This window comes from Paraburkholderia sp. BR13439, from assembly GCF_040948805.1.
Lineage (GTDB): Bacteria > Pseudomonadota > Gammaproteobacteria > Burkholderiales > Burkholderiaceae > Paraburkholderia > Paraburkholderia youngii.
This window is the reverse complement of sequence record NZ_JBFPKN010000011.1, coordinates 208,039-227,185: the sequence shown is the minus strand read 5'-3', so window position 1 is coordinate 227,185 and position 19,147 is coordinate 208,039. Positions and strand designations below refer to the sequence as shown.

General features: G+C 61.4%; 16 protein-coding genes. 2 read left to right on the top strand and 14 right to left on the bottom strand.

All coding sequences use genetic code 11. The features are described from left to right. Positions 1–20 precede the first annotated feature (20 nt). The 10 genes from AB3X96_RS22625 to AB3X96_RS22580 all read right to left on the bottom strand — a co-directional run bounded on the left by AB3X96_RS22625 (position 21) and on the right by AB3X96_RS22580 (position 10,559). Positions 21–914, bottom strand: a complete 894-nt coding sequence (locus tag AB3X96_RS22625; RefSeq protein WP_176111353.1) for a crotonase/enoyl-CoA hydratase family protein — start codon at positions 912–914, stop codon at positions 21–23. A 32-nt stretch (positions 915–946) separates the two neighbouring features. Next, positions 947–2,479 carry a class I adenylate-forming enzyme family protein gene (locus AB3X96_RS22620; protein WP_368591468.1) on the bottom strand — a complete coding sequence of 511 codons (1,533 nt, stop codon included), beginning with the start codon at positions 2,477–2,479 and terminating at the stop codon, positions 947–949. A gap of 33 nt (positions 2,480–2,512) precedes the next feature. Beyond that, positions 2,513–3,328 carry a 2-oxo acid dehydrogenase subunit E2 gene (locus AB3X96_RS22615; RefSeq protein ID WP_368591467.1) on the bottom strand — a complete coding sequence of 272 codons (816 nt, stop codon included), beginning with the start codon at positions 3,326–3,328 and terminating at the stop codon, positions 2,513–2,515. 52 nt (positions 3,329–3,380) lie between these two features. Then, positions 3,381–3,611, bottom strand: a complete 231-nt coding sequence (locus tag AB3X96_RS22610) for a biotin/lipoyl-containing protein (RefSeq protein ID WP_152851317.1) — start codon at positions 3,609–3,611, stop codon at positions 3,381–3,383. Between the two features lie 44 nt (positions 3,612–3,655). Continuing rightward, the gene (locus AB3X96_RS22605; protein WP_176122696.1) at positions 3,656–4,648 is read right to left on the bottom strand and encodes an alpha-ketoacid dehydrogenase subunit beta; all 993 of its coding nucleotides are present in this window, start codon (positions 4,646–4,648) and stop codon (positions 3,656–3,658) included. Next, entirely contained in the window at positions 4,645–5,631 is a 987-nt protein-coding gene (locus AB3X96_RS22600) for a thiamine pyrophosphate-dependent dehydrogenase E1 component subunit alpha (RefSeq protein ID WP_368591466.1), read from the bottom strand. Before AB3X96_RS22600 ends, AB3X96_RS22605 begins: the two co-directional genes overlap by 4 nt. A 16-nt stretch (positions 5,632–5,647) precedes the next feature. Then, on the bottom strand, positions 5,648–7,357 hold the full coding sequence (locus AB3X96_RS22595; protein WP_368591465.1) for an FAD-binding protein: 1,710 nt from the start codon (positions 7,355–7,357) through the stop codon (positions 5,648–5,650). Next, positions 7,357–8,715: an SRPBCC family protein gene (locus tag AB3X96_RS22590; protein ID WP_368591464.1), complete on the bottom strand. Its 1,359-nt coding sequence runs from the start codon at positions 8,713–8,715 to the stop codon at positions 7,357–7,359. Before AB3X96_RS22590 ends, AB3X96_RS22595 begins: the two co-directional genes overlap by 1 nt. Before the next feature lie 159 nt (positions 8,716–8,874). Next, on the bottom strand, positions 8,875–9,807 hold the full coding sequence (locus AB3X96_RS22585) for an electron transfer flavoprotein subunit alpha/FixB family protein (protein WP_368591463.1): 933 nt from the start codon (positions 9,805–9,807) through the stop codon (positions 8,875–8,877). 2 nt (positions 9,808–9,809) lie between these two features. Beyond that, complete coding sequence (locus AB3X96_RS22580; RefSeq protein WP_368591462.1) at positions 9,810–10,559, bottom strand: electron transfer flavoprotein subunit beta/FixA family protein; 750 nt, start codon at positions 10,557–10,559, stop codon at positions 9,810–9,812. A gap of 137 nt (positions 10,560–10,696) precedes the next feature. Between AB3X96_RS22580 and AB3X96_RS22575 the strand changes: the two genes are divergently transcribed. Together AB3X96_RS22575 and AB3X96_RS22570 are read left to right on the top strand one after the other, a co-directional pair. Further along, entirely contained in the window at positions 10,697–11,707 is a 1,011-nt protein-coding gene (locus AB3X96_RS22575; protein ID WP_368591461.1) for an NAD(P)-dependent alcohol dehydrogenase, read from the top strand. Positions 11,708–11,739: 32 nt separating this feature from the next. Further along, positions 11,740–12,522 (top strand): glucose 1-dehydrogenase, encoded by a 783-nt coding sequence (locus tag AB3X96_RS22570; RefSeq protein ID WP_368591460.1) that lies wholly within the window; start codon positions 11,740–11,742, stop codon positions 12,520–12,522. 78 nt (positions 12,523–12,600) lie between these two features. On the opposite strand, the gene AB3X96_RS22565 is transcribed toward AB3X96_RS22570, so the two are convergent. The 4 genes from AB3X96_RS22565 to AB3X96_RS22550 all read right to left on the bottom strand — a co-directional run bounded on the left by AB3X96_RS22565 (position 12,601) and on the right by AB3X96_RS22550 (position 19,142). Then, the gene (locus tag AB3X96_RS22565; protein WP_368591459.1) at positions 12,601–15,081 is read right to left on the bottom strand and encodes an RND family transporter; all 2,481 of its coding nucleotides are present in this window, start codon (positions 15,079–15,081) and stop codon (positions 12,601–12,603) included. Positions 15,082–15,093: 12 nt separating this feature from the next. Next, positions 15,094–16,158 (bottom strand): WD40/YVTN/BNR-like repeat-containing protein, encoded by a 1,065-nt coding sequence (locus AB3X96_RS22560; RefSeq protein ID WP_368591458.1) that lies wholly within the window; start codon positions 16,156–16,158, stop codon positions 15,094–15,096. Between the two features lie 127 nt (positions 16,159–16,285). Beyond that, positions 16,286–17,635: a DUF1329 domain-containing protein gene (locus tag AB3X96_RS22555; RefSeq protein ID WP_368591457.1), complete on the bottom strand. Its 1,350-nt coding sequence runs from the start codon at positions 17,633–17,635 to the stop codon at positions 16,286–16,288. A 157-nt stretch (positions 17,636–17,792) separates the two neighbouring features. Continuing rightward, positions 17,793–19,142, bottom strand: coding sequence for a DUF1329 domain-containing protein (locus AB3X96_RS22550; protein WP_368591456.1), 1,350 nt, complete (start codon positions 19,140–19,142; stop codon positions 17,793–17,795). Positions 19,143–19,147: the final 5 nt, after the last annotated feature.

The window sequence follows — 19,147 nt, the reverse complement described above, 5'->3', positions numbered from 1 at the left end:
TGGTCGCTTCGAACGACGGGTCAACTGCCGCGAGCGTGCAGCCGGATCATCCCGTCGCCGAATGGCTCGTCGCGGCGCTTGAGCGCCTCCTTGAGGCCAACCGCTTCCATGTCTGCCTTGAATTGCGCGCGCCGCGGCCCCTGGCTCTGGTGAGCGCGGGCGTCGTTCTCGACCGCAATGCGTTGAAGCGTGCGCGAGCCGGCCAACTCCAGGCCGAGGTTGACGATGCGCTTATTCGCAGCCAACAGATCGGCATCGACGAACGACAGACGGCGCGCCAGCTCGTTCACCTCCGCGTCGAGCTGTTCTGCCGGCACCGCATCCATGACCAGCCCAATCTTCGCGGCGTCGCGGCCCGTCAGCGAGTCGCCGGATAGCAGCAGACGTTTCGCCCACTGCGGGCCCACGTGATAGAACCACATATGCGCAGGCGGCGAGCCGTTCGCACGCGTGGCGGGAAAACCGATCCTCGCATCGTCGGCGGCGATCACCATGTCGCACGCGAGCGCCAGGTCCGTGCCGCCCGCAAGACAGTTGCCATGCACCTGCGCGATGATCGGCTTGTGGATTTCGGCCATCAGATTGACCGTCTCCGACTGCCGCTCCATCGACCAGCAGTCGTCGTCGAAACTGCGAATCGTGCCGCGATAGTCACCCGGATCGACGGCGTCCGCGGCACGGTCCGAATACGTCGTCACGAGATCGTAGCCCGCGCAGAAATCGCGGCCGGCTCCCGACAGCACGATCACGTTCACCGATTTGAGGTCGTCGGCTTCGAGCAACGCCGCTTTGAGTTCCTGCAGTAGCGGATTGTTGATGGCGTTGCGCTTGTCGGGACGATTCAGCGTGATACGCGCAACCCGTTCCGCTACTTCGAACTTCACGCATTCCGAACTCTTCAGCCATTTGGCCATGGTCGATTCTCTCCAAATGAGGCGATTGCCGTTCACTGGGCAAACTGCTGGCGCAAGCTCACCTTGCTGATCTTGCCGGTCGGCAGTCTCGGCAGCTCGTCGACGAAGGCGATGGCCTTCGGACATTTGTAGCTCGCGATCAGGCCGCGGCAGAACTCGATCAGCTCGGCTTCGCCCGCTTGCTCGCCCCGGCGCAACACGACGATCGCTTTCACGCACTCTCCCCACTTCTCGTGCGGCACGCCGATCACCGCCACGTCGATGACCGCCGGATGCTGCCCCAGCGCATCTTCGACTTCACGGCTATAAATGTTTTCGCCGCCGGAAATGATCATGTCCTTCTTGCGGTCGACGAGGAAGATGTAGCCGTCCTTGTCCTGGTAGCCCATGTCGCCCGAGCGGTACCAGCCGTCGCGCAGTGCTTCCACCGTCGCCACGCTGTTGTTCCAGTAGCCGCTCAACTGCGTCTGCGAGCGCAGCCAGACCTCGCCTGTCTGACCTTGCGGCAGATCGTTGCCGTGATCGTCGACGATGCGCAGGTCGATGCCGGGACACGGACGTCCGACCGATGCGAGGCGCCGTACCTGTTCCGGCGACCCTTGAGGCTTCACCTCGTGCGCCGGCAGCCAGCAGGCGTTGCTCTCGGTCATCCCGTACTGCACCGAAAACACGGGGCCGAGCACCTGAATGCCACGCGCAAGCAGTGGCGGCGGCACCGGTGCAGCCGCGGTGACGATGTTTTCGATGCTCGACACGTCATAGCTCGCCAGCTCCGGCACGTCGAGGACCGCCTGAAGCATGGCGGCAACCATGAACGTGAAGGTGATGCGCTCTTGCGCGATCGTCTCGAGCATTTGCTTTGGATCGAAGGCGCGATGTACGACCGTCGTGCCGCCCATCCACGCGACTGCATTGACGAAGCCGATCCCGCCGACATGGAATGCCGGCGTCGTCTGCAGCACACGCGTCTCGCCGGAAAACTCCGTCACGAGCGCGCAGCTTTCCGCGGTGACGCACATCGCATGGTGCGTGCGCACGACACCCTTGGGACGCCCTGTGGTGCCGCTCGTGTACATCAGATACGCGTAATCCTCGGGATTCGAGCGGATCGGCGGCCCTTCCACTGGGCCGGCTTCCATCACCGCCTCGAATGAAACGGCCCAATCAGGCGCGTCGCCGATGCAGATGTACTGCTCGATTTCGGGCAGCTGCGAACGCAGTCCGTCCACGACATCGGCATACTGAGCCTCGAAGACGAGCGCTTTGGGCGCCGCATCCTTCAGAATGTAGAGAATCTCCGCGGGCGCCAGCCGAAAATTGACGGTCGCGAGAATAAAGCCGGCCCACTCGCACGCACGGTAGCTCTCGTAGTACTCCGCGCAGTTCATTGCGAGGATCGCAACCCGATCCTGACGCCGCAGGCCACGCTGATATAGCGCGCCCGAAAAGCGTCTTGCACGCTCCGCCAACTGAGCGTGCGTCAGACGCCGTTCCGCATATACGAGCGCCGTGTGGTCGGCATGCAAGCGAGCGTTTCGCTCGATCATCTCGCCAAGGGTTCTCATCTCAATCCCGTCGTTGTTGTGTCAGATCGTCTGTTAACCTGCGAGCGTCTGCGGATCGGCCAGCACGGTGCCGATGAATGCAGCGAAGCGCGCCGCGTCGGCTCCGTTGATCACGCGATGGTCGTAGCTGAGCGACAAGGGCAGCATCTTGCGCCAGCTGACGCCGCCGTCATCCGCCGGCGCGGCCGCCAGCCGGGTTTTAGTCACACCGAGAATCGCCACTTCGGGCGCATTGACGATAGGCGTAAAGCCAGTCCCGCCGAAGCCGCCCAGCGAGCTGATCGAGAAGCAGCCCCCCGACATCTCTGCCATCGATAGTCCCTTTTCGCGGGCCTTCTGCGAAATTGCTGCAAGTTCCACCGAGAGTTCTTCGACACTCTTCCTGTCGCAATCACGCAGCACCGGCACGAGCAATCCAAAGCGCGTGTCCACGGCGACCCCGATGTGGAAGTACTTCTTCAGAACGATGTTTTTGCCGTCACCGTCGAGCGACGCGTTGAATTGCGGGAACTCCTGCAAAGCCCGCACCACGGCTTTGATCAGGAAGACGAGCGGCGTCAGCTTGACCGCCGGATTCGCGTCGTTGCGCGCCTTGCGATAGCTTTCGAGCGACGTAATATCGGCATCGTCATGATGGGTCACATGCGGAATCGTCAGCCAGTTGCGCGACAGAAAGGCTCCTGTGAGCTTCTGGATGCGCGACACCGGCTTGACCTCTACCTCGCCGAATTCGGCGAAATCGACCTGCGGCCAGGGCGGCAAATGCGCACCAAATGCTGGGGCTGCGGCCTCGCCCGAACCAGTATGCACGTTGGACTGCGCTCGGGTAGCTACGGATTCGACACTCATCGCGGATGCCTCTTCAAACGACTCTTGAATAAGGTGACCGGCCTGGGGCCAATCAGACGATTTCCGCCAGCACCGTGCCGACGGGATACACTTCGCCAACCTGGGCGACGATGCGCAGCGTGCCCGACGCCGGCGACTCGACCTCCTGAACCGATTTGTCGCTCTCGAGCGCGTAGAGAATCTGCCCTTCGCTCACGGTCGCGCCGTCTTCCGCCAGCCATTCGGCCAGCGTGCCTTCATTCATGGAAAAGCCCAGTTTGGGCAGCAGAACTTGTGTGGTCATGAGCTTGCTCTATTGATGATGGAAATTCCGGGAGCGCGTGCTTGTCATTTCAGCGTCGCGCGAACCGCCGCTTCGATGTCTGCCACGCCCGGCGCGAACGCGTCTTCGAGCGGCTTGGAGAACGGCACGGGGCAGAATTGCGCGCCCACGCGCTGCACCGGCGCCTTGAGTTCGCGAAAGAGGGCCTCGTAGATGCGAGATGCGATTTCAGCACCCACGCCGAACGGCTTGACGGCCTCGTGCACCACGACGGCGCGCCCTGTCTTGGCAACCGAAGTCAGGATGGTTTCGGTATCCAGAGGCGAGACCGTGCGCAAATCGATCACTTCGCAGGCGATCCCATCCTTGGCGAGCGCCTCCGCGGCGACCATGACCTCTTGCACGCGGCGGCTGTAACTGATCAACGTGACGTCCGTGCCTGCGCGCACGACGTTGGCCTTTCCAAGTGGAATCGCCACGCCGCGCTCCGGCGCATTGCCCGGGTTCCAGTAGGTCGGCATGTTCTCGATGAACAGACAAGGGTCGTCATCGCGGATGCAGGACAGCATCAGGCCATACGCATCGGCAGGATTCGAAGGCGCGACCACCTTGATGCCGGCGACGTGCGCGAACCACGCTTCAAGATAGTCCGCGTGCTGACCACCCGTGCCGAAGCCGGCACCGGTCATCGTGCGGATCACGATCGGCACATTGGTCTGCCCGCCCGACATGAAGCGCAGTTTCGCCGCGTGATTCACGATCATGTCCATCGCGACGGTCGTGAAGTTCATCAGCATGATTTCCGCCACCGGGCGCATGCCGACCATCGAAGCGCCGATTGCCGCACCGATGATGGCCTGCTCCGAGATCGGCGTCGAACGCACGCGCGACGTGCCGTATTTCGACGACAGTCCCTTCGTTACGCCGACAATGCCGCCTTCCTGACCGTCGGCAACGTCTTCACCCAGCACGATCACGTTGACGTCGGCGGCCATTGCATCGTCGAGCGCGAAGTTGACGGCCTGGATAGTGTTGATGTTGGTTGGCATCTGGCTCATGCAAGCACCTCGTCCTTGAAGATGTCGCGACGAAGCTCAGCGACATCGGGATATTCGCTCGACAACGTGAATTCGACCGCAGCGTCGATCTGCGCCTCGTGCCCGGCTTCCATCGCAGCCAGTTGCTCTTCGGTCGCATGCTTTGCATCGATGAGCCACTGGCGGAAGAGCGGCACGGGGTCCTTGGCGACCCAGGCCGCCTTTTCGTGCTTGTCCATGTACGCGTCCGGATCGCCAAATACATGGCCCTGAAAGCGGAACGTGTTCGCTTCGATGAGCGTCGGGCCGCCACCGTCACGCGCACGCTCGACCGCCTCGCGCGCCGCCTTGTGCATCGCGATCGGATCGTTGCCGTTCACCGTCACGCCGGGCATCTGGTACGCGACCGCGCGTTGCGCGATATTGGACACGGAGGTGCCGTAAGCGTATTTGGTGTGCTCGGCGTAGCCGTTGTTCTGGCAGACGAAAATCACCGGCAGTTTCCAGACGGACGCCATGTTCAGTGACTCGTGGAACGCGCCGATGTTGGATGCGCCATCGCCGAAATAAGCGACTGCCACGTGCCGTTCACCGCGAATCTGCGCGGCAAGCGCCAGGCCATTCGCAATTGGCATCGAACTGCCGACGATGCCGGTCGTGACCATCACGCCGGAAGCGGGATGGGTAACGTGCATCGGACCGCCCTTGCCCTTGCAGGTCCCGGTCACTCGTCCACCGAGTTCGGCCCAGAGTTCCTTGAGCGGCACACCTTTGGCGATCATGTCGTGAACACCGCGGTAGATCGTGCAGATGTAGTCGTCATCGGTGAGACACACCGACATCGCCGACGGAATCACTTCCTGCCCGCGCGGCGAGTAGTACGGCATGACCAGCTTGCCGGCCTTGATCACGGCGCGAAAGCGCTCATCGTTCTGCTTGATGAGTGTCATGCGCCTGTAGATGTCGACCAGGACTTCGCTGCTGGGCGGCTGATAGGCATTCATTCGTCACTCTCCTGTGTCACCAGATCTTTTGCGCGCCGCTCGAATGCAGCGCCGCGATGTAACCGAACACAAACGATGCGCCGATGCTGCTGCCGGCGCCCGGATAACACCGGCCAACCACGGATGCCGTGCAGTTGCCGGTGGCGTACAGCCCAGGGATTTGCGAACCGTCGTCCTTCAGCACACGTCCGAACTCGTCGGTCACGAGACCGCCTGCAGTGCCGACATCGCCTGGATACATGCGCACCGCGTAGAACGGGCCCTCCTCGATCGGCCCGAGATTCGGGTTCGGTTTGATGGTCGGGTCACCATGGCAGCGATCGAATGCACGCGAGCCGCGGCCGTAATCTTCGTCGACGCCCGTTTTGCAGAAGCCGTTGAAGCGCTGGACCGTCTTGAGCAGACCAGTACGGTCGATGCTGCATTTCGCGGCCAGTTCTTCGAGCGTGTCAGCCTTGATCATGTATCCGCTGTCGAGCCACTTCTGCGGAATCTGGCCCGGCATCGCCGTACCCCACGGGTAGTACTTGCGCTGGCGGCTGTCCATCACGACCCACGCGGGCACCGCTTTTCCAGTCTGCTTGTGGCGCTGGTACATGCGTTGACCGATTTCCATATACGCTCCCGCTTCGTCGCAAAAGCGCTCGCCATCCTGATCGACCATGATCGAAAACGGCAGCGAGAGGTCGAGGTGATGCATGAACGGCAACGGCGAACCATCCGGAGCGCGCGCACCTTCCGGCAGTTCCTCGTTGGGGCCGAGCGACGTCACGACCCACCACGCTTCTTCCATGCAATCCACCGCGCCGCCGAGCGCGATCGCAGCTTGCAGGATTTCGCCGGTATCGCCTGGATTCGCATTGGTCCAATCCGCGGACGACGGCTGCGGCTGGTACTTGCGGCGCATTTCAGCGTTGTGTGAAAAGCCGCCCGTATTGAGCAGGACGCCCTGGCGAGCGCGCACGCGCAACTCCCGGCCGCTGCGCACTGCGACAATGCCGACCACACGTCCGTCCTCGACGATGAACTCGCGCACTGGCGTGTCCGTCCAGATCGGCACGTTCGCGCGCAGCGCCATCTGAAGCATGCGCCCCTGAATCGCCGCACCGTTGGCCACGAGCTCCTTGCCGGTGATCTTCTGGTAAAGCATGCGGCCGCCGAGCTGCATCGCCTTGCGCTTGCCGCCCCACGTCCGCTTCATCAGAAACAGTGTCGGGTACTCGTCCGAGTTGGCTGGCATCGACGGGCCTTTATAGCGCGACAAGCGCGGTGCCCATTCGCCCAGTTCCTTCACGTCGAACAACTTCGCCAATAGCGAGCGGCCACGGGGCTCCCCGCCGGGCAGCGTGTCGTAGTAATCGGACCAGCCGTCCGCGTACACGAACTGCATCCCCTGCTGCTCGAGAAACTCGGCCATCTTCGGCCCGGTGCGCAGGTAAGCCTCGCGTCGCGCATGCGAGGTGCCCGGACCTTGATACGTCACCGCGGCGTCGAAGTACTGCCGTGCGCGCTCATACGAATCGCTTACGCCGTGGCGCTTCATCACGTGATTGTTCGGCAGCCACCAGACACCGCCCGAATAGCCGGTCGAGCCACCGACCTTCGCCTGCTTCTCGATGATCAGCGCTTCCTTGCCCACCGACTTGCAGGCAAGCGCCGCACACATCGAACCACCGCCGCTGCCGACCACCACGAAGTCGTACGTTGCGTCCCAGCTCGTCGACATCACTCCTCCCGCGCGATGAAGTCGCGCAGCGCGCGATGGAAGTTCGAAACCGACGTTTCCTGCAGCGGATTCGTGCGCGAACCCTTGAAGCCGCGCGACTTCATCCCCTGCTGCACGTTGGTCATGTTCTGGAAGTCCTGCCACAGGATCAAGCCGAAGTTTTCCTGAGCGTTCTCTTTCCAGTCATCAACACCGTAGTAGAACTCGCGCTTGAGCGGCGGCTCCGCGCCCGGCGCGAAGCGCTGCAGCGACCAGATGTCGTAGATGCACGAATCGGGGTTATCGCCGTCCGGGCGTGCGCGGTAAAAGAGCGCGCCGTCGGGGTACGGAAGAAACACGAGGTTCGGGAAGACATGCCAGTCCGCTCCCGCGCGACCGAGTTGCTCGAACGTGATCTCCGGCCAGCCGGCGCCCTCGGCGATCGCCGCTTCGCGCTGGAAATCCATTGCCTTTGCGAGGACTTCGAACTGGTTACCCGAGGGCGACATTTCCGTCATCAGACGCTTCGCCGCTTCGTAGTCGCGCGCGGTATTGATTGCTTTCAGGGTCTCTTCCATCACACGGAAGAAGTTGACGAGACCCTGACGCACGTCCTCCGGCATCGGCTTGCCGGTTCGCGGTGACGGCGCGCCGATCATGCGCGTGGCCGTCGAGTAGCCGAACATGCCGTGGCGGCCGTAGGCGAAGCTTCGCGTTACGTCATCTCCCGCGACATCCAGCAACTGAGGATGTGTTGCCGCGACGTGATAACCCTCGGTGAACGCTTCGAGTGCAACCTTCCAGTTGCACGGAAGACGAATCGACTTGTACCAGCGGTAGCGCATCTTCTCGAACTCGAAGCAGTTCGTGATCTCCGGTACCGGATCGAGGAATTTAGCGAGCGGCTCCGCGTTCGGGTCCATGTTGATGAACACGAAGCCGCCCCACGTGTCCACCAGAACATCGGTGAGACGCAGATCACCGTCAGTCATTTCCTCGCAGCCCGCCCAGTCGTCACGATCGAGCACGCGCGCGATGCTGCCATCCAGATTCCACTGCCATCCGTGATAGGCACAGTGAAATTTCGAGGCCTTGCCGCTGCCGTTGGTCAAGCGACGGCCACGATGCTGACAGACGTTGAAAAAGGCCTTGATCTGATCGGCCGCCGTTCGCACCACGATGATCGATTCGCCGGCCACGTCGAAGGTGACGTAGTCGCCGACGTTGGGAATTTCTTCCAGCCGACATGCAACCTGCCACACGTGCGGCCACAGGCGCTCGTTCTCCCGCTCGAGAAATTGCTTCGACAGGTAACTGTCCTTCGGCACAAAATCGAGACGGACCGTGTGTTCACCCGAATCGGGACCTCTGTTACCCATTGCTATCTCCTTCGTGATGTGGCCGGCGTAGGCGCCGGTTCCGACTCTTTATGTTGTGGCCGGGTGGTTCGCAATCGATATGCAACGACCGGTTCAATTGTTGTGAACGGCGTTCAGATGCTAGGCTGACGCCCGGATTGCTGTCAATCCGGGCGAACGTCAATCGAGCGCTGCGGTCAGCGCCGGAACAGCTTCGAACAGGTCCGCGCTGAGACCGTAGTCGGCCACCTGAAAGATCGGTGCCTCTGCGTCTTTATTGATCGCGACGATGACCTTCGAATCCTTCATGCCGGCGAGGTGCTGAATCGCTCCCGAGATGCCCACCGCGATATACAACTGAGGCGCGACGATCTTGCCCGTCTGACCGACCTGATAATCGTTCGGCACGAAGCCGGCGTCGACCGCCGCACGCGACGCGCCCACGGCCGCACCAAGCTTGTCCGCAAGCGCGTCGAGGAGCTTGAAGTTGTCACCGTTCTGCATGCCACGGCCGCCCGACACCACGATGTTTGCCGCCGCAAGCTCCGGCCGGCTCGATTTCGTGAGTTCCTGCCCGACAAAACGGGCCTTATCGAAAGCCGGCGCCGATGCAACAGCGCGTGACGGCGCGGTGGTCGAACCGGTCGCTGCAGCATCGAACGCGGTCGGCCGAATCGTGATGACTTTGATCGGGTCGGACGATTGCACTGTTGCTAGTGCATTGCCGGCATAGATCGGACGCACGAAGACATCGGCAGCCTTGAAGGCAACGACATCGGAAATCTGCGCGCTATCGAGCAGCGCGGCCACACGGGGCATGAAGTTTTTGCCCACCGCCGTGGACGCTGCGATCACGTGTGTATAAGCGCGGGCCAACGAGACCACGAGTGCGGCGAGGTTTTCCGGTAACCCGTGCGCGTATTCGGGTGCTTCCGCGACGAGCACTTCGGCGACACCGGCTACGTTCGCGGCTTGCTCGACGACGGCCGATGCGCCGTGGCCCGCCACCAGCACATGAATGTCGCCACCCACTGCGCCCGCCGCCGCGATGGCGTTGAGCGTGGCGCGCTTCAGGGTCGCATTGTCGTGTTCGGCGATAACGAGAATAGTCATGGTCAGATCACCTTCGCTTCGTTTCGAAGCTTTTCAATCAGCGCTGCAACATCCGGAACCATCACACCGCCTTTGCGCGCCGGTGGCTCGGTCACTTCGAGAACCTTCAGGCGAGGCGCGACGTCAACCCCCAGCGCTTCAGGATTCAGCGTATCGAGAGGCTTCTTCTTCGCTTTCATGATATTGGGCAGCGTCACATAGCGTGGACTGTTCAGGCGCAGATCCGTCGTGATCACCGCAGGCAGATCGAGAGCGACGCGTTCGAGACCGCCATCGATTTCACGCGTGACGAGCAGTTGCTGACCATCCACTTCCGTCTTGAACGCAAACGTCGCTTGCGGCCAGCCGAGCAATGCGGCGAGCTTCTGCCCGGTTTGGCCAGCGTCGTTGTCGATGGCCTGCTTGCCGAGCAAGAACAGTTGCGGGTTTTCCCGCGCGGCTACGGCGGCCAGCAGCTTTGCGACCGCGAGCGGCTGCAGATCCGTATCGCTCTCCACTAGCACCGCACGATCCGCCCCCATGGCGAGTGCCGTACGCAGTACCTCCTGCGATTGCGCGGTGCCCGCCGATACCACGACGACTTCAGTCGCAACGCCTGCTTCCTTGAGGCGCACCGCCTCCTCCACCGCGATCTCGTCGAACGGGTTCATGGCCATTTTTACGTTGGCCAGATCGACGCCCGAGCCGTCGGACTTGACCCGAGGTTTCACGTTGTAGTCGATCACGCGCTTCACCGCGACCAGTATCTTCAATTTGACGCTCCGAACGCTTTGTTGAACAATGTTCTATATTCTGAACCGTTCTTTTTGTAGCTGTCAACGAGAAGAATGAGGAAAGCGTCACTCGGCGATCAATTCGACGCCCTCGTTCAACACCAGGGAGACGACAAATGAAGCTCTATCGATGTGAGCGTTTCGAAGGCATTGCGGGACTGGCGTTATGCGAGGAACCCGATCCGGCGCCACCTGGCGCTCATCAGGTATCGGTGCAGGTCAACGCGAGTTCGCTAAATTTCCGTGAGTTGCTGCTGATGAATGGAGCGTTTCGCGACTGGATGGCACCGAACTTCATTCCGGCCTCGGACGGCGCGGGGGTCGTGCTCGCGGTCGGCGCAAGTGTACGGCGCTTCAAACCGGGCGACCGGGTGATGGCCAATTTCGCGGAGAACTGGCACGGCGGAGCGCGCCCGCAACACGCAGATACTTTGGGCCGCGGCGCGATCGTCGAAGGGATGCTTCGCGACAAAGTCGTACTGAGTGAGGAAGAGCTGATTGGTGTTCCCGAGCACCTTTCCGACGAGGAAGCCGCGACACTGCCGTGCGCCGCCGTCACCGCATGGAACGCACTGTGTCAGCATGCGCCCCTGCTGCCGGGCCAGACCGTCCTCGTGCAAGGTTCCGGCGGCGTATCGATCTTTGCTCTTCAGCTAGCACGTCTTTTCGGCGCCCGCGTGATCGCCACTTCGTCCAGCGAATCGAAACTGAAACGCCTGGCCGAACTGGGCGCAGACGCGACCATCACCTACCGCGACACGCCCAATTGGGAAGACGCCGTGCTGCGCCTGACCAATGGCCTTGGGGTCGATCTCGTCGTCGAGGTGGGCGGGGCTCAAACGTTCGGCAAGTCGGTTGCTTGCACACGGGACGGCGGCCGGATCAGCGTCGTCGGACTGCTGACCGGTGCCCCCTCCACTGGCGAGGGATTCTTCACGCGCGGACTGACGATCGCACCGATCCGCGTCGGCTCGCGCCAGGACTTCGAATCGATGAACCGCGCAATCGCGTTGCACAAACTGCGGCCGGTGATCGACTCGGTCTATGACTTCGCGCATGTACCGGATGCGCTTCGGCACCTCGAAAGCCAGAAACATTTCGGCAAGATCGTCATTCGCCACCAGTAATCAGCCTTCCCATCATCCACGGGAGTCAGACAATGAAACTCTTTTCACTGGAAGGACAAGTCGCGCTCGTCACGGGCGCATCGCGCGGTCTCGGCTTTGCGATGGCGAGCGCCCTGGCGTCTGCGGGCGCGCGCGTGATTCTTTGTGCGCGATCGCGCGGGAGCCTCGAGACCGCGGCGGAGTCGATTCGCAAAACGGGCGGCACCGTCGATATTGAACCGTTCGATCTCACCGATCACAATGCGATCAGAAACGGCGTGCGCAACGTTCTCGCTCGTCACGGCCGCATCGACGTACTGCTCAACAATGCGGGCATTTGCGAGTGGAGCGATTTTCTCCAGTCAAGCGTCGATATGTGGCAAAGAACGATGGATACCAATGTCACGGCCGCATACCTGCTCGCGCAGGAAGTGGCGCGCCCGATGATCGAACGCGGACACGGACGCATCATCAACGTCGGGTCTTATGTGTCGGTGCTCGGCCGCGAGAAGCTTCAGGCGTACGTGGCCAGTAAGCACGCGGTTGTCGGACTCACGAAATCGCTCGGTGCGGAGCTGGGGCGACACGGCATTCGTTGCAACGGGATCTGCCCCGGCTACTTCCTCACGGATATGGCTGAGCCCGTCACATCGAATCCGCAAATGAAGGAGATCGTGCGCTCGCACATTTCGGTTGGCCGTTGGGGCAATCCCGAGGAACTAGGCGGCGTCGCCGTGTTTCTCGCGTCGCAGGCCAGCTCTTACATGAATGGCCAAATGCTGATGGTCGACGGCGGAGTCTCGGAGATCCTGAGCTTTTCGATGTCCGTGGTGTAGGGCCGAGCGGCCAGCGGGCCAACTTATTTGTGCTGCGAGGCGGTGCCGCGCGCAACGCGCGGCACCGCCACATACTCGCTACCGCAGCGTGACCTCGCCGCTACAAGCTTCGACGTTCGCCGAACCAGCCGCTACGCCCCTCGCCACCGCCTTGCGCGAAATTCCCTGCAGAAGAAAATGCGACAGCGCCGGGATCAAGATCAGCGCACCGATCATGTTCCACAGGAACATGAACGTTAGCAGGATGCCCATGTCGGCCTGAAACTTGATCGGTGAAAAGGCCCATGTCACAACGCCGGCAGCCAGCGTCACGCCGACCAGCGCCACGACCTTGCCCGTGAACTGCACCGCATGACGATAAGCTACGCGCAGCGGCTGCCCCGCACGCTGATACGCGAGCTGCACGCTCAGCAGATAGAGCGCATAGTCGACGCCAATCCCCACGCCCAGCGCGATCACCGGCAGCGTCGCCACCTTCACGCCGATGCCGAGCTTGACCATCAGCGCCTCGCACAGCACCGAGGTGATTCCGAGCGGCACGACGGCCACCACGACCGCGCGCCAGCTGCGGAATGTGATGAAGCACAGCAGGATCACCGCCGCATACACCATGAACAGCATGGTGCGGTTCGCTTTTGCGACAACCACGTTCGTCACTGCATCGATGCCAGCCGAGCCGGCAACCATCAGGAACTGGTGGTCGGCGTCGCTATGTTCTTTCGCGAATGCCTCCGCCGCCTCCATGACACGCGAGAGCGTCGCGGCTTTGTGATCGGTCAGATAGGCGATCACGGGCGCCGTGCCGCAAGTTTGGCTCAGTAGGTCCGGATGATCGAGCAGGATCTGCCACACCGTCTTGTTGACGATCGAAGGCACGCGGTCGACCGTGTACCACTTCGGGTAGCCCTCGTAGAAGCCCGCCGTCACCCAGCGCGCGAGGCCACCGACCGAAGTCGTCGTCTGCACGCCCGGCACGTTGCGCAGTGTGGCTTCGAGTCGGTCAGCCTCGAGAACGAGCGGGAAATTGTTGGCGTCGCAAGTGCCGTGCGACGACTTGCCAACCACGACGAAAAGATCGCTCGACAGGCCGAAATGCGCATTGACGTAGGCGTTGTCGAGGTTGTAGCGCGAGTCTGGACGAAGCTCAGGCGCGCCCGAATCGAGGTCGCCGATCTGCAGATGCTGACTGATCGACCAGCCGAACGCCGTGAGTGCCGCCGCGCAAACGATCGCACCCACGGCCCAGCGGCGTTCGGTGAAGCGGTCGAGCAGGTTCCACAGCGCGCCTGCCGACGAGGTTCCGCGCGCCTCGTTCTGTTCGCCGCGCACGCTGCGTCGTGCCGCTGACGGACTGACGCCAATGTATGAAAGCAGTACCGGCAGCAGCAGCAGATTGGTGAACACGAGCACGCCCACGCCAACGCTCGCCGTGAACGCCAGATCCTTGATCACCGGAATGTCGATGACCATCAGCACCGCGAAGCCAACCACGTCCGCGAGCAACGCCGTGAGACCGGCGAGGAAAAGCCGCCGGAACGTGTAGCGTGCCGCCACGTAGCGATGTGTGCCGCGCCCGATGTCCTGCGTGATCCCGTTCATCTTCTGTGCGCCATGCGATACCCCGATGGCGAAGACGAGGAACGGGACCAGTACCGAATAGGGATCGAGCACATAGCCGAGCGAGCGAATGATGCCGAGCTGCCAGACGACGGCAATCAGCGAACATGCCACCACCAGCAGCGTGCTGCGATAGCAGCGCGTGTACAGAAAGATCACGCCGAGCGCAATCGCCGCGGCCACGCCGAAGTACATCGCCACCAGCTTGAGGCCGTCGATCAGGTCGCCGATCAGCTTCGCGAAGCCCACCACGTGCACGTGCACCTCGCCGTGACCCTCCTTCTTGATGACCTCGTCGATCTGGTGCGAGAGCTTCGCGTAGTCGAGCGCCTTGCCGGTATCGGCATAGTGACCGAGCAGCGGCAACTGGATCATGCTCGAATGCAGATCATTCGACACGATGCTGCCCACGATGTTTGCGCGCGCCACGTTCGTGCGCAGCTGTGCGATGGCCCGCGCGGACGCGTCGAAGCCGTCAGGCATCACCGGGCCGCCCGCGAAGCCATTCTCCGTGACCACGTTCCAGCGCACGATCGGCATCCAGATCGACTTCACGCCAGGACGGTCGACGCCCGGAATCAGGAACAACGCATCATTGACGCGTCGCAGCGCGGCAAGATACTTCGGATCGTAGATGTCGCCCGAGGGGTTCTCGACGACGATCCGCAGGGAATTGCCGAGCCCTTTAAGGTCCGCCTTGTTGGCGAGATAGTTCTTGATGTACGGATGCGACAGCGGAATCATCTTCTCGAAGCTCGCATTCACATCGAGACGCAGCGCCTGAAACCCTAGCACCGCCGTGATGATCGCGCAGATGACGATGAGCCAGGGACGGCGGTTGAAGATCAACCGTTCAAGCGCGTTGCCCGAACGTGAATCGAACTGGGCAAGATCCGCCACAACGGGCATCTTGTCGAATTGGGCATTGTTGCCGCCAGCCATGTCTGCTCCCTTTTAGTTCGACTTCGACAATGTGATCCGCGACAGGCCGGCCGCACCAGCCAGCACCGCGGTGTCGCCGCGCAACGCCATCGCGAAGATGCCGCCCGGCTGGCTCGCGTGAAGTTTTTGAAACGTTGCCCCCTGATCGGCGCTCTCGAGCAGCTCACCCGCCTGGGTCGCGAGAAGAAGGTGACCGTTCGGCAGTTCAGCCGACGCCAGGATGCTCGCGCCGGTCGGCAGCGTGATCTTGTCCCAGGTCGCGCCGCTGTCGATGGAGCGATATGCGTTGCCGAGCAGACCGTAGACGATCAACGCGTTGCCCGTGGAAGCGAGACCGAAGAGGCTGCCCTTCGAGGGCGTAGGCACCGCGACGAAACGCTGCTTGCCCGGATCGAGCTTGAGCAGCCGCCCCTGTTCGCCCACGATATAAAGCGTTCCGTTGATACGGCGCATTGCATGCAGGTTCAACGCGTTGGGATTGTCGACGCGATCGAACCAGGGCACCCAGTTCTTGCCGCCGTCGTCGGTGTGAAAAATGATGTTGAACGAGCCGATGACCCAGCCCGAACGCTCATCATCAAACCAGACGTCGAGGAAAGGACGTCCCCCCTGGTCTGCTTCGAAGCGCTCTGCCTCTTCGCGCGACGCCTTCAGATCGGGGGAATCGCCCTGCTGCTTCGCGTAGTAAGCGCTCATCAGCTTCGCCGCCTGTTGGCCGTCGAGCTGCCGCGTCCAGGTATTGCCGCCGTCGGTGGTGTGCAGCACCTCGCCGTCGTGTCCGACCGCCCAACCGAGCGCGGCCGACTTGAACGTGACAGCGACCAGATCCGAACTCACCGGCACCTGGACCTGGCGCCAGTGCATGGCCATGTCGTCCGAAACCAGAATCGCCCCGCGCGGGCCTACCGCGACCAGACGCTGTCCGGCCTGGGCCAACGCGATCAGCGGTTCATGCGCGGCCTGCAGGTTGATCACGGCAGGCGAACGCATCGGATCGGCGAATTCGGCATGGACCGACCCGCTGGCGGCGCATGCCGCCGCGACGAGTGCCAGCCAACGAAACAGGGTATTGCGCATTGTGTCTCCTTCACAGTAACTGGCGATCGGTCACGCGAACAGTCCTGGATTTTTATGAAACTTCTCTGTGCGCCATGCGATACCCGGCATAGCGCACGTACTGCGCCCTTCCTTGCACCTGTATCGGCTATCGCACGCCGGTCGACTGCATATGCTCAGGTGTAAAGAAGTCCTTCGTGAAGCTCGTGTTGAACATGATCCCAGGCGAGTCCGCCGGATGGCTGCCGAAAATATAGATGCCGCTGTTGAAGTCGTAGAACCAGTTGCCCAGCGAATACGGCACCTTGTAGTCGTACGCAGGCGCCGTGGTCTCGAAGCCACCCCGATACAGCTTGCCCGACTGGTCATAGGCGTCCATCATTCCGCCGCCACCGTCCTCGTCGAAATAGAGCGTCTTTTTGCCATACACGTGACGCGAGCCCTGCTTGAGCGTCAAGTCGACGACCCACACACGGTGCAGTTCCCAGCGCACATGATCCGGGCTGACGAAATGCGGCGTCAGGATCTTGCTCGCCGGCGTTTCGTACTGTTGCTTGTAGTCGTTGTACGGGATGTACATCTCTTTCTTGCCGACGAGCTTCGCGTCCCAGCGATCGATGCGTCCGTAGAACAACTGGATGTCGTCCATCGTGATCGCGCCCGAATAGCCGGGGTTCGGCGTGTCGTAGGCAAGGTCGGGCGCCACCCGCACGCGGCGCTGACCGGGGTTGTATTCCCACGATTGCTGGTTGTGATCGGCCGTGTCGGTGAAGAACCAGTAGAGCGTGGTGTCGCCGATCATTCGCGCCGGTGCAACGAAATCGTTGTTGATGTATTGCCAGATCGCGAGACCGCCCTTCTTCCTGAATTCGCCTTCCTGTTTCAGATCGAAATATGGGTAGTACAGTGAGCTCTTGAATTGCGCGGCGAGGATCGGCGTGCCTCTCGAATCAACCAGCCACGTCTTGACGTTGTTGCGCTGGGCCGTACCCACGTAGCGCAGTTCCCAGTTCCACAATGCTTCCTGACCGTTCTTCGGCACCGGGAACGGCTTGCCGCCGAACGCACCGGAAACGAACAGGCCATTCTTTTCGAGCTTCGCGTTCTGCGCGTTCTTTTCCGAATTCTCGAGATACCAGTCCGGATACGACACCGAGCGATGCGTCGGATAGACGTCCATCCGATAGGTCGGATAACGCTTGAACAGCTCGATCGAACTCGCGCTCAGCTTGTCCGCGTACTGCTGATAGTTCTGGTTAGTGATTTGCAGCACTGCCTTCTCATCCGGGAACGGGTCTGCCCACTTTCCAGAATCTGCCTGGAATCCGGTCGGAAACTGTGTGATACCGCCTGTGTAGGCGGGAATCGTCCCGTCCTTGTTCCCGGCGATTTCGGCCCCGAAAGGCGTGATCCCGTTTTCGATCGCATTCGACATCGGCGCGGCGCAAATTGCTGCAGCAAGCGCGAACGCGTTAATCAACAGCCGGTGCTTCTTCAAAACTGTCTCCATCACTTTCCAGATTGGTCCAATACCAAAAGCAACCACACTACTTTCGATGCGTGCGACTCGATCCAGCCACTGCTGGTGAGACGTCCCGCCAGGCAGGCCGGGCGGGACGTCTCACTCAATACCTTATCCTCGACTCAGCGCGCAATTAGCGCACACCCGCAGATTGCATACGCTCCGGCGTGAAGTAGTCGTTCGGGAAGCTCACGTTGAACATGATCCCCGGCGACTCCGCCGGATGGCTGCCAAAAATATAGATGCCGCTGTTGAAGTCGTAGAACCAGTTACCGAGCGAATACGGAACCTTGTAGTCGTAGGCGGGCACCGTGGTTTCGAAGCCACCGCGATACAGCTTGCCCGACTGGTCATAGGCGTCCATCATTCCGCCACCGCCGTCCTCGTCGAAATACAGCGTCTTCTTGCTGTAGATATGACGCGCGCCCTGCTTGAGCGTCAGGTCCACGACCCACACGCGGTGCAGTTCCCAGCGCACATGATCCGGATTCACGAAATTCGGCGTGAGGATCTTGCTTGCAGGCGTATCGTACTGCTGCTTGTAGTCGTTGTACGGGATGTACATTTCCTTCTTTCCGACCAGTTTTGCGTCCCAGCGGTCGATCTTCCCGTAGAACAACTGGATGTCATCCATCGTGATCGCGCCGGAATAGCCGGGGTTCGGGGTGTCATAGGCGAGATCGGGCGCCACGCGCACGCGGCGTTGGCCCGGGTTGTATGCCCACGATTGCTGATCGTGATCGGCCGAATCCGTGAAGTACCAGAAGAGCGACGTCTCGCCGATCAGACGGGACGGTGCAGCGTAGTCGTTATAGACCTGATACCAGATCGCAAGGGGACCCTTCTTGCGAAACTCCGCTTCATACTTAGGCTCGAAATACGGATAGAGCAGCGAACTCTTGAACTGTGCAGCAAGAATCGGAGTGCCTCTCGAATCGACGAGCCACGTCTTCACGTTGTTTTTCTGGGCCGTGCCCACATAACGCAATTCCCAGTCCCACAACGCTTCCTGACCGTTCTTCGGGACCGGGAACGGCTTACCGCCGAACGCGCCCGAAATATAAAGGCCATTCTTTTCGAGCTTGGCGCTTTGCGCGTTCTTCTCCGAGTTCTCGAGGTACCAATCCGGATACGAAACGGAGCGGTGCGTCGGGTAGATGTCCATCCGGTAAGTCGGATAGCGCTTGAACAGTTCGATCGAAGCGGCGCTCAGCTTGTCCGCGTATTGCTGATAGTTCTGGGCCGTGATTTGCAGAACAGGCTTTTCACCGGCAAAAGGGTCCGCCCATTTCCCGGAGTCGGGCTTGAAGCCGGCCGGGAAGTCCTTGATGCCGCCCGCGTAGGCGGGAATCGTGCCGTCCTTGTTGCCGGCAATTTCCGCTCCGAACGGGGTAATCCCGCTCTCGATTGCCAGCGTATAGGGTGAAGCCCAAACGGCGGCGAGTATCGCCAGCGCCTTAAGAAGCTTTGGGAGTCTTTTCACAGGTG

What these genes read in the sequence shown, in the direction of transcription:
- AB3X96_RS22600 (WP_368591466.1), bottom strand. Translation starts at nt 5,631, where the DNA reads ATGAATGCCTATCAGCCGCCCAGCAGCGAAGTCCTGGTCGACATCTAC.
- AB3X96_RS22585 (WP_368591463.1), bottom strand. Translation starts at nt 9,807, where the DNA reads ATGACTATTCTCGTTATCGCCGAACACGACAATGCGACCCTGAAGCGC.
- AB3X96_RS22625 (WP_176111353.1), bottom strand. Translation starts at nt 914, where the DNA reads ATGGCCAAATGGCTGAAGAGTTCGGAATGCGTGAAGTTCGAAGTAGCG.
- AB3X96_RS22570 (WP_368591460.1), top strand. Translation starts at nt 11,740, where the DNA reads ATGAAACTCTTTTCACTGGAAGGACAAGTCGCGCTCGTCACGGGCGCA.
- AB3X96_RS22615 (WP_368591467.1), bottom strand. Translation starts at nt 3,328, where the DNA reads ATGAGTGTCGAATCCGTAGCTACCCGAGCGCAGTCCAACGTGCATACT.
- AB3X96_RS22595 (WP_368591465.1), bottom strand. Translation starts at nt 7,357, where the DNA reads ATGTCGACGAGCTGGGACGCAACGTACGACTTCGTGGTGGTCGGCAGC.
- AB3X96_RS22565 (WP_368591459.1), bottom strand. Translation starts at nt 15,081, where the DNA reads ATGGCTGGCGGCAACAATGCCCAATTCGACAAGATGCCCGTTGTGGCG.
- AB3X96_RS22560 (WP_368591458.1), bottom strand. Translation starts at nt 16,158, where the DNA reads ATGCGCAATACCCTGTTTCGTTGGCTGGCACTCGTCGCGGCGGCATGC.
- AB3X96_RS22620 (WP_368591468.1), bottom strand. Translation starts at nt 2,479, where the DNA reads ATGAGAACCCTTGGCGAGATGATCGAGCGAAACGCTCGCTTGCATGCC.
- AB3X96_RS22590 (WP_368591464.1), bottom strand. Translation starts at nt 8,715, where the DNA reads ATGGGTAACAGAGGTCCCGATTCGGGTGAACACACGGTCCGTCTCGAT.
- AB3X96_RS22605 (WP_176122696.1), bottom strand. Translation starts at nt 4,648, where the DNA reads ATGAGCCAGATGCCAACCAACATCAACACTATCCAGGCCGTCAACTTC.
- AB3X96_RS22610 (WP_152851317.1), bottom strand. Translation starts at nt 3,611, where the DNA reads ATGACCACACAAGTTCTGCTGCCCAAACTGGGCTTTTCCATGAATGAA.
- AB3X96_RS22575 (WP_368591461.1), top strand. Translation starts at nt 10,697, where the DNA reads ATGAAGCTCTATCGATGTGAGCGTTTCGAAGGCATTGCGGGACTGGCG.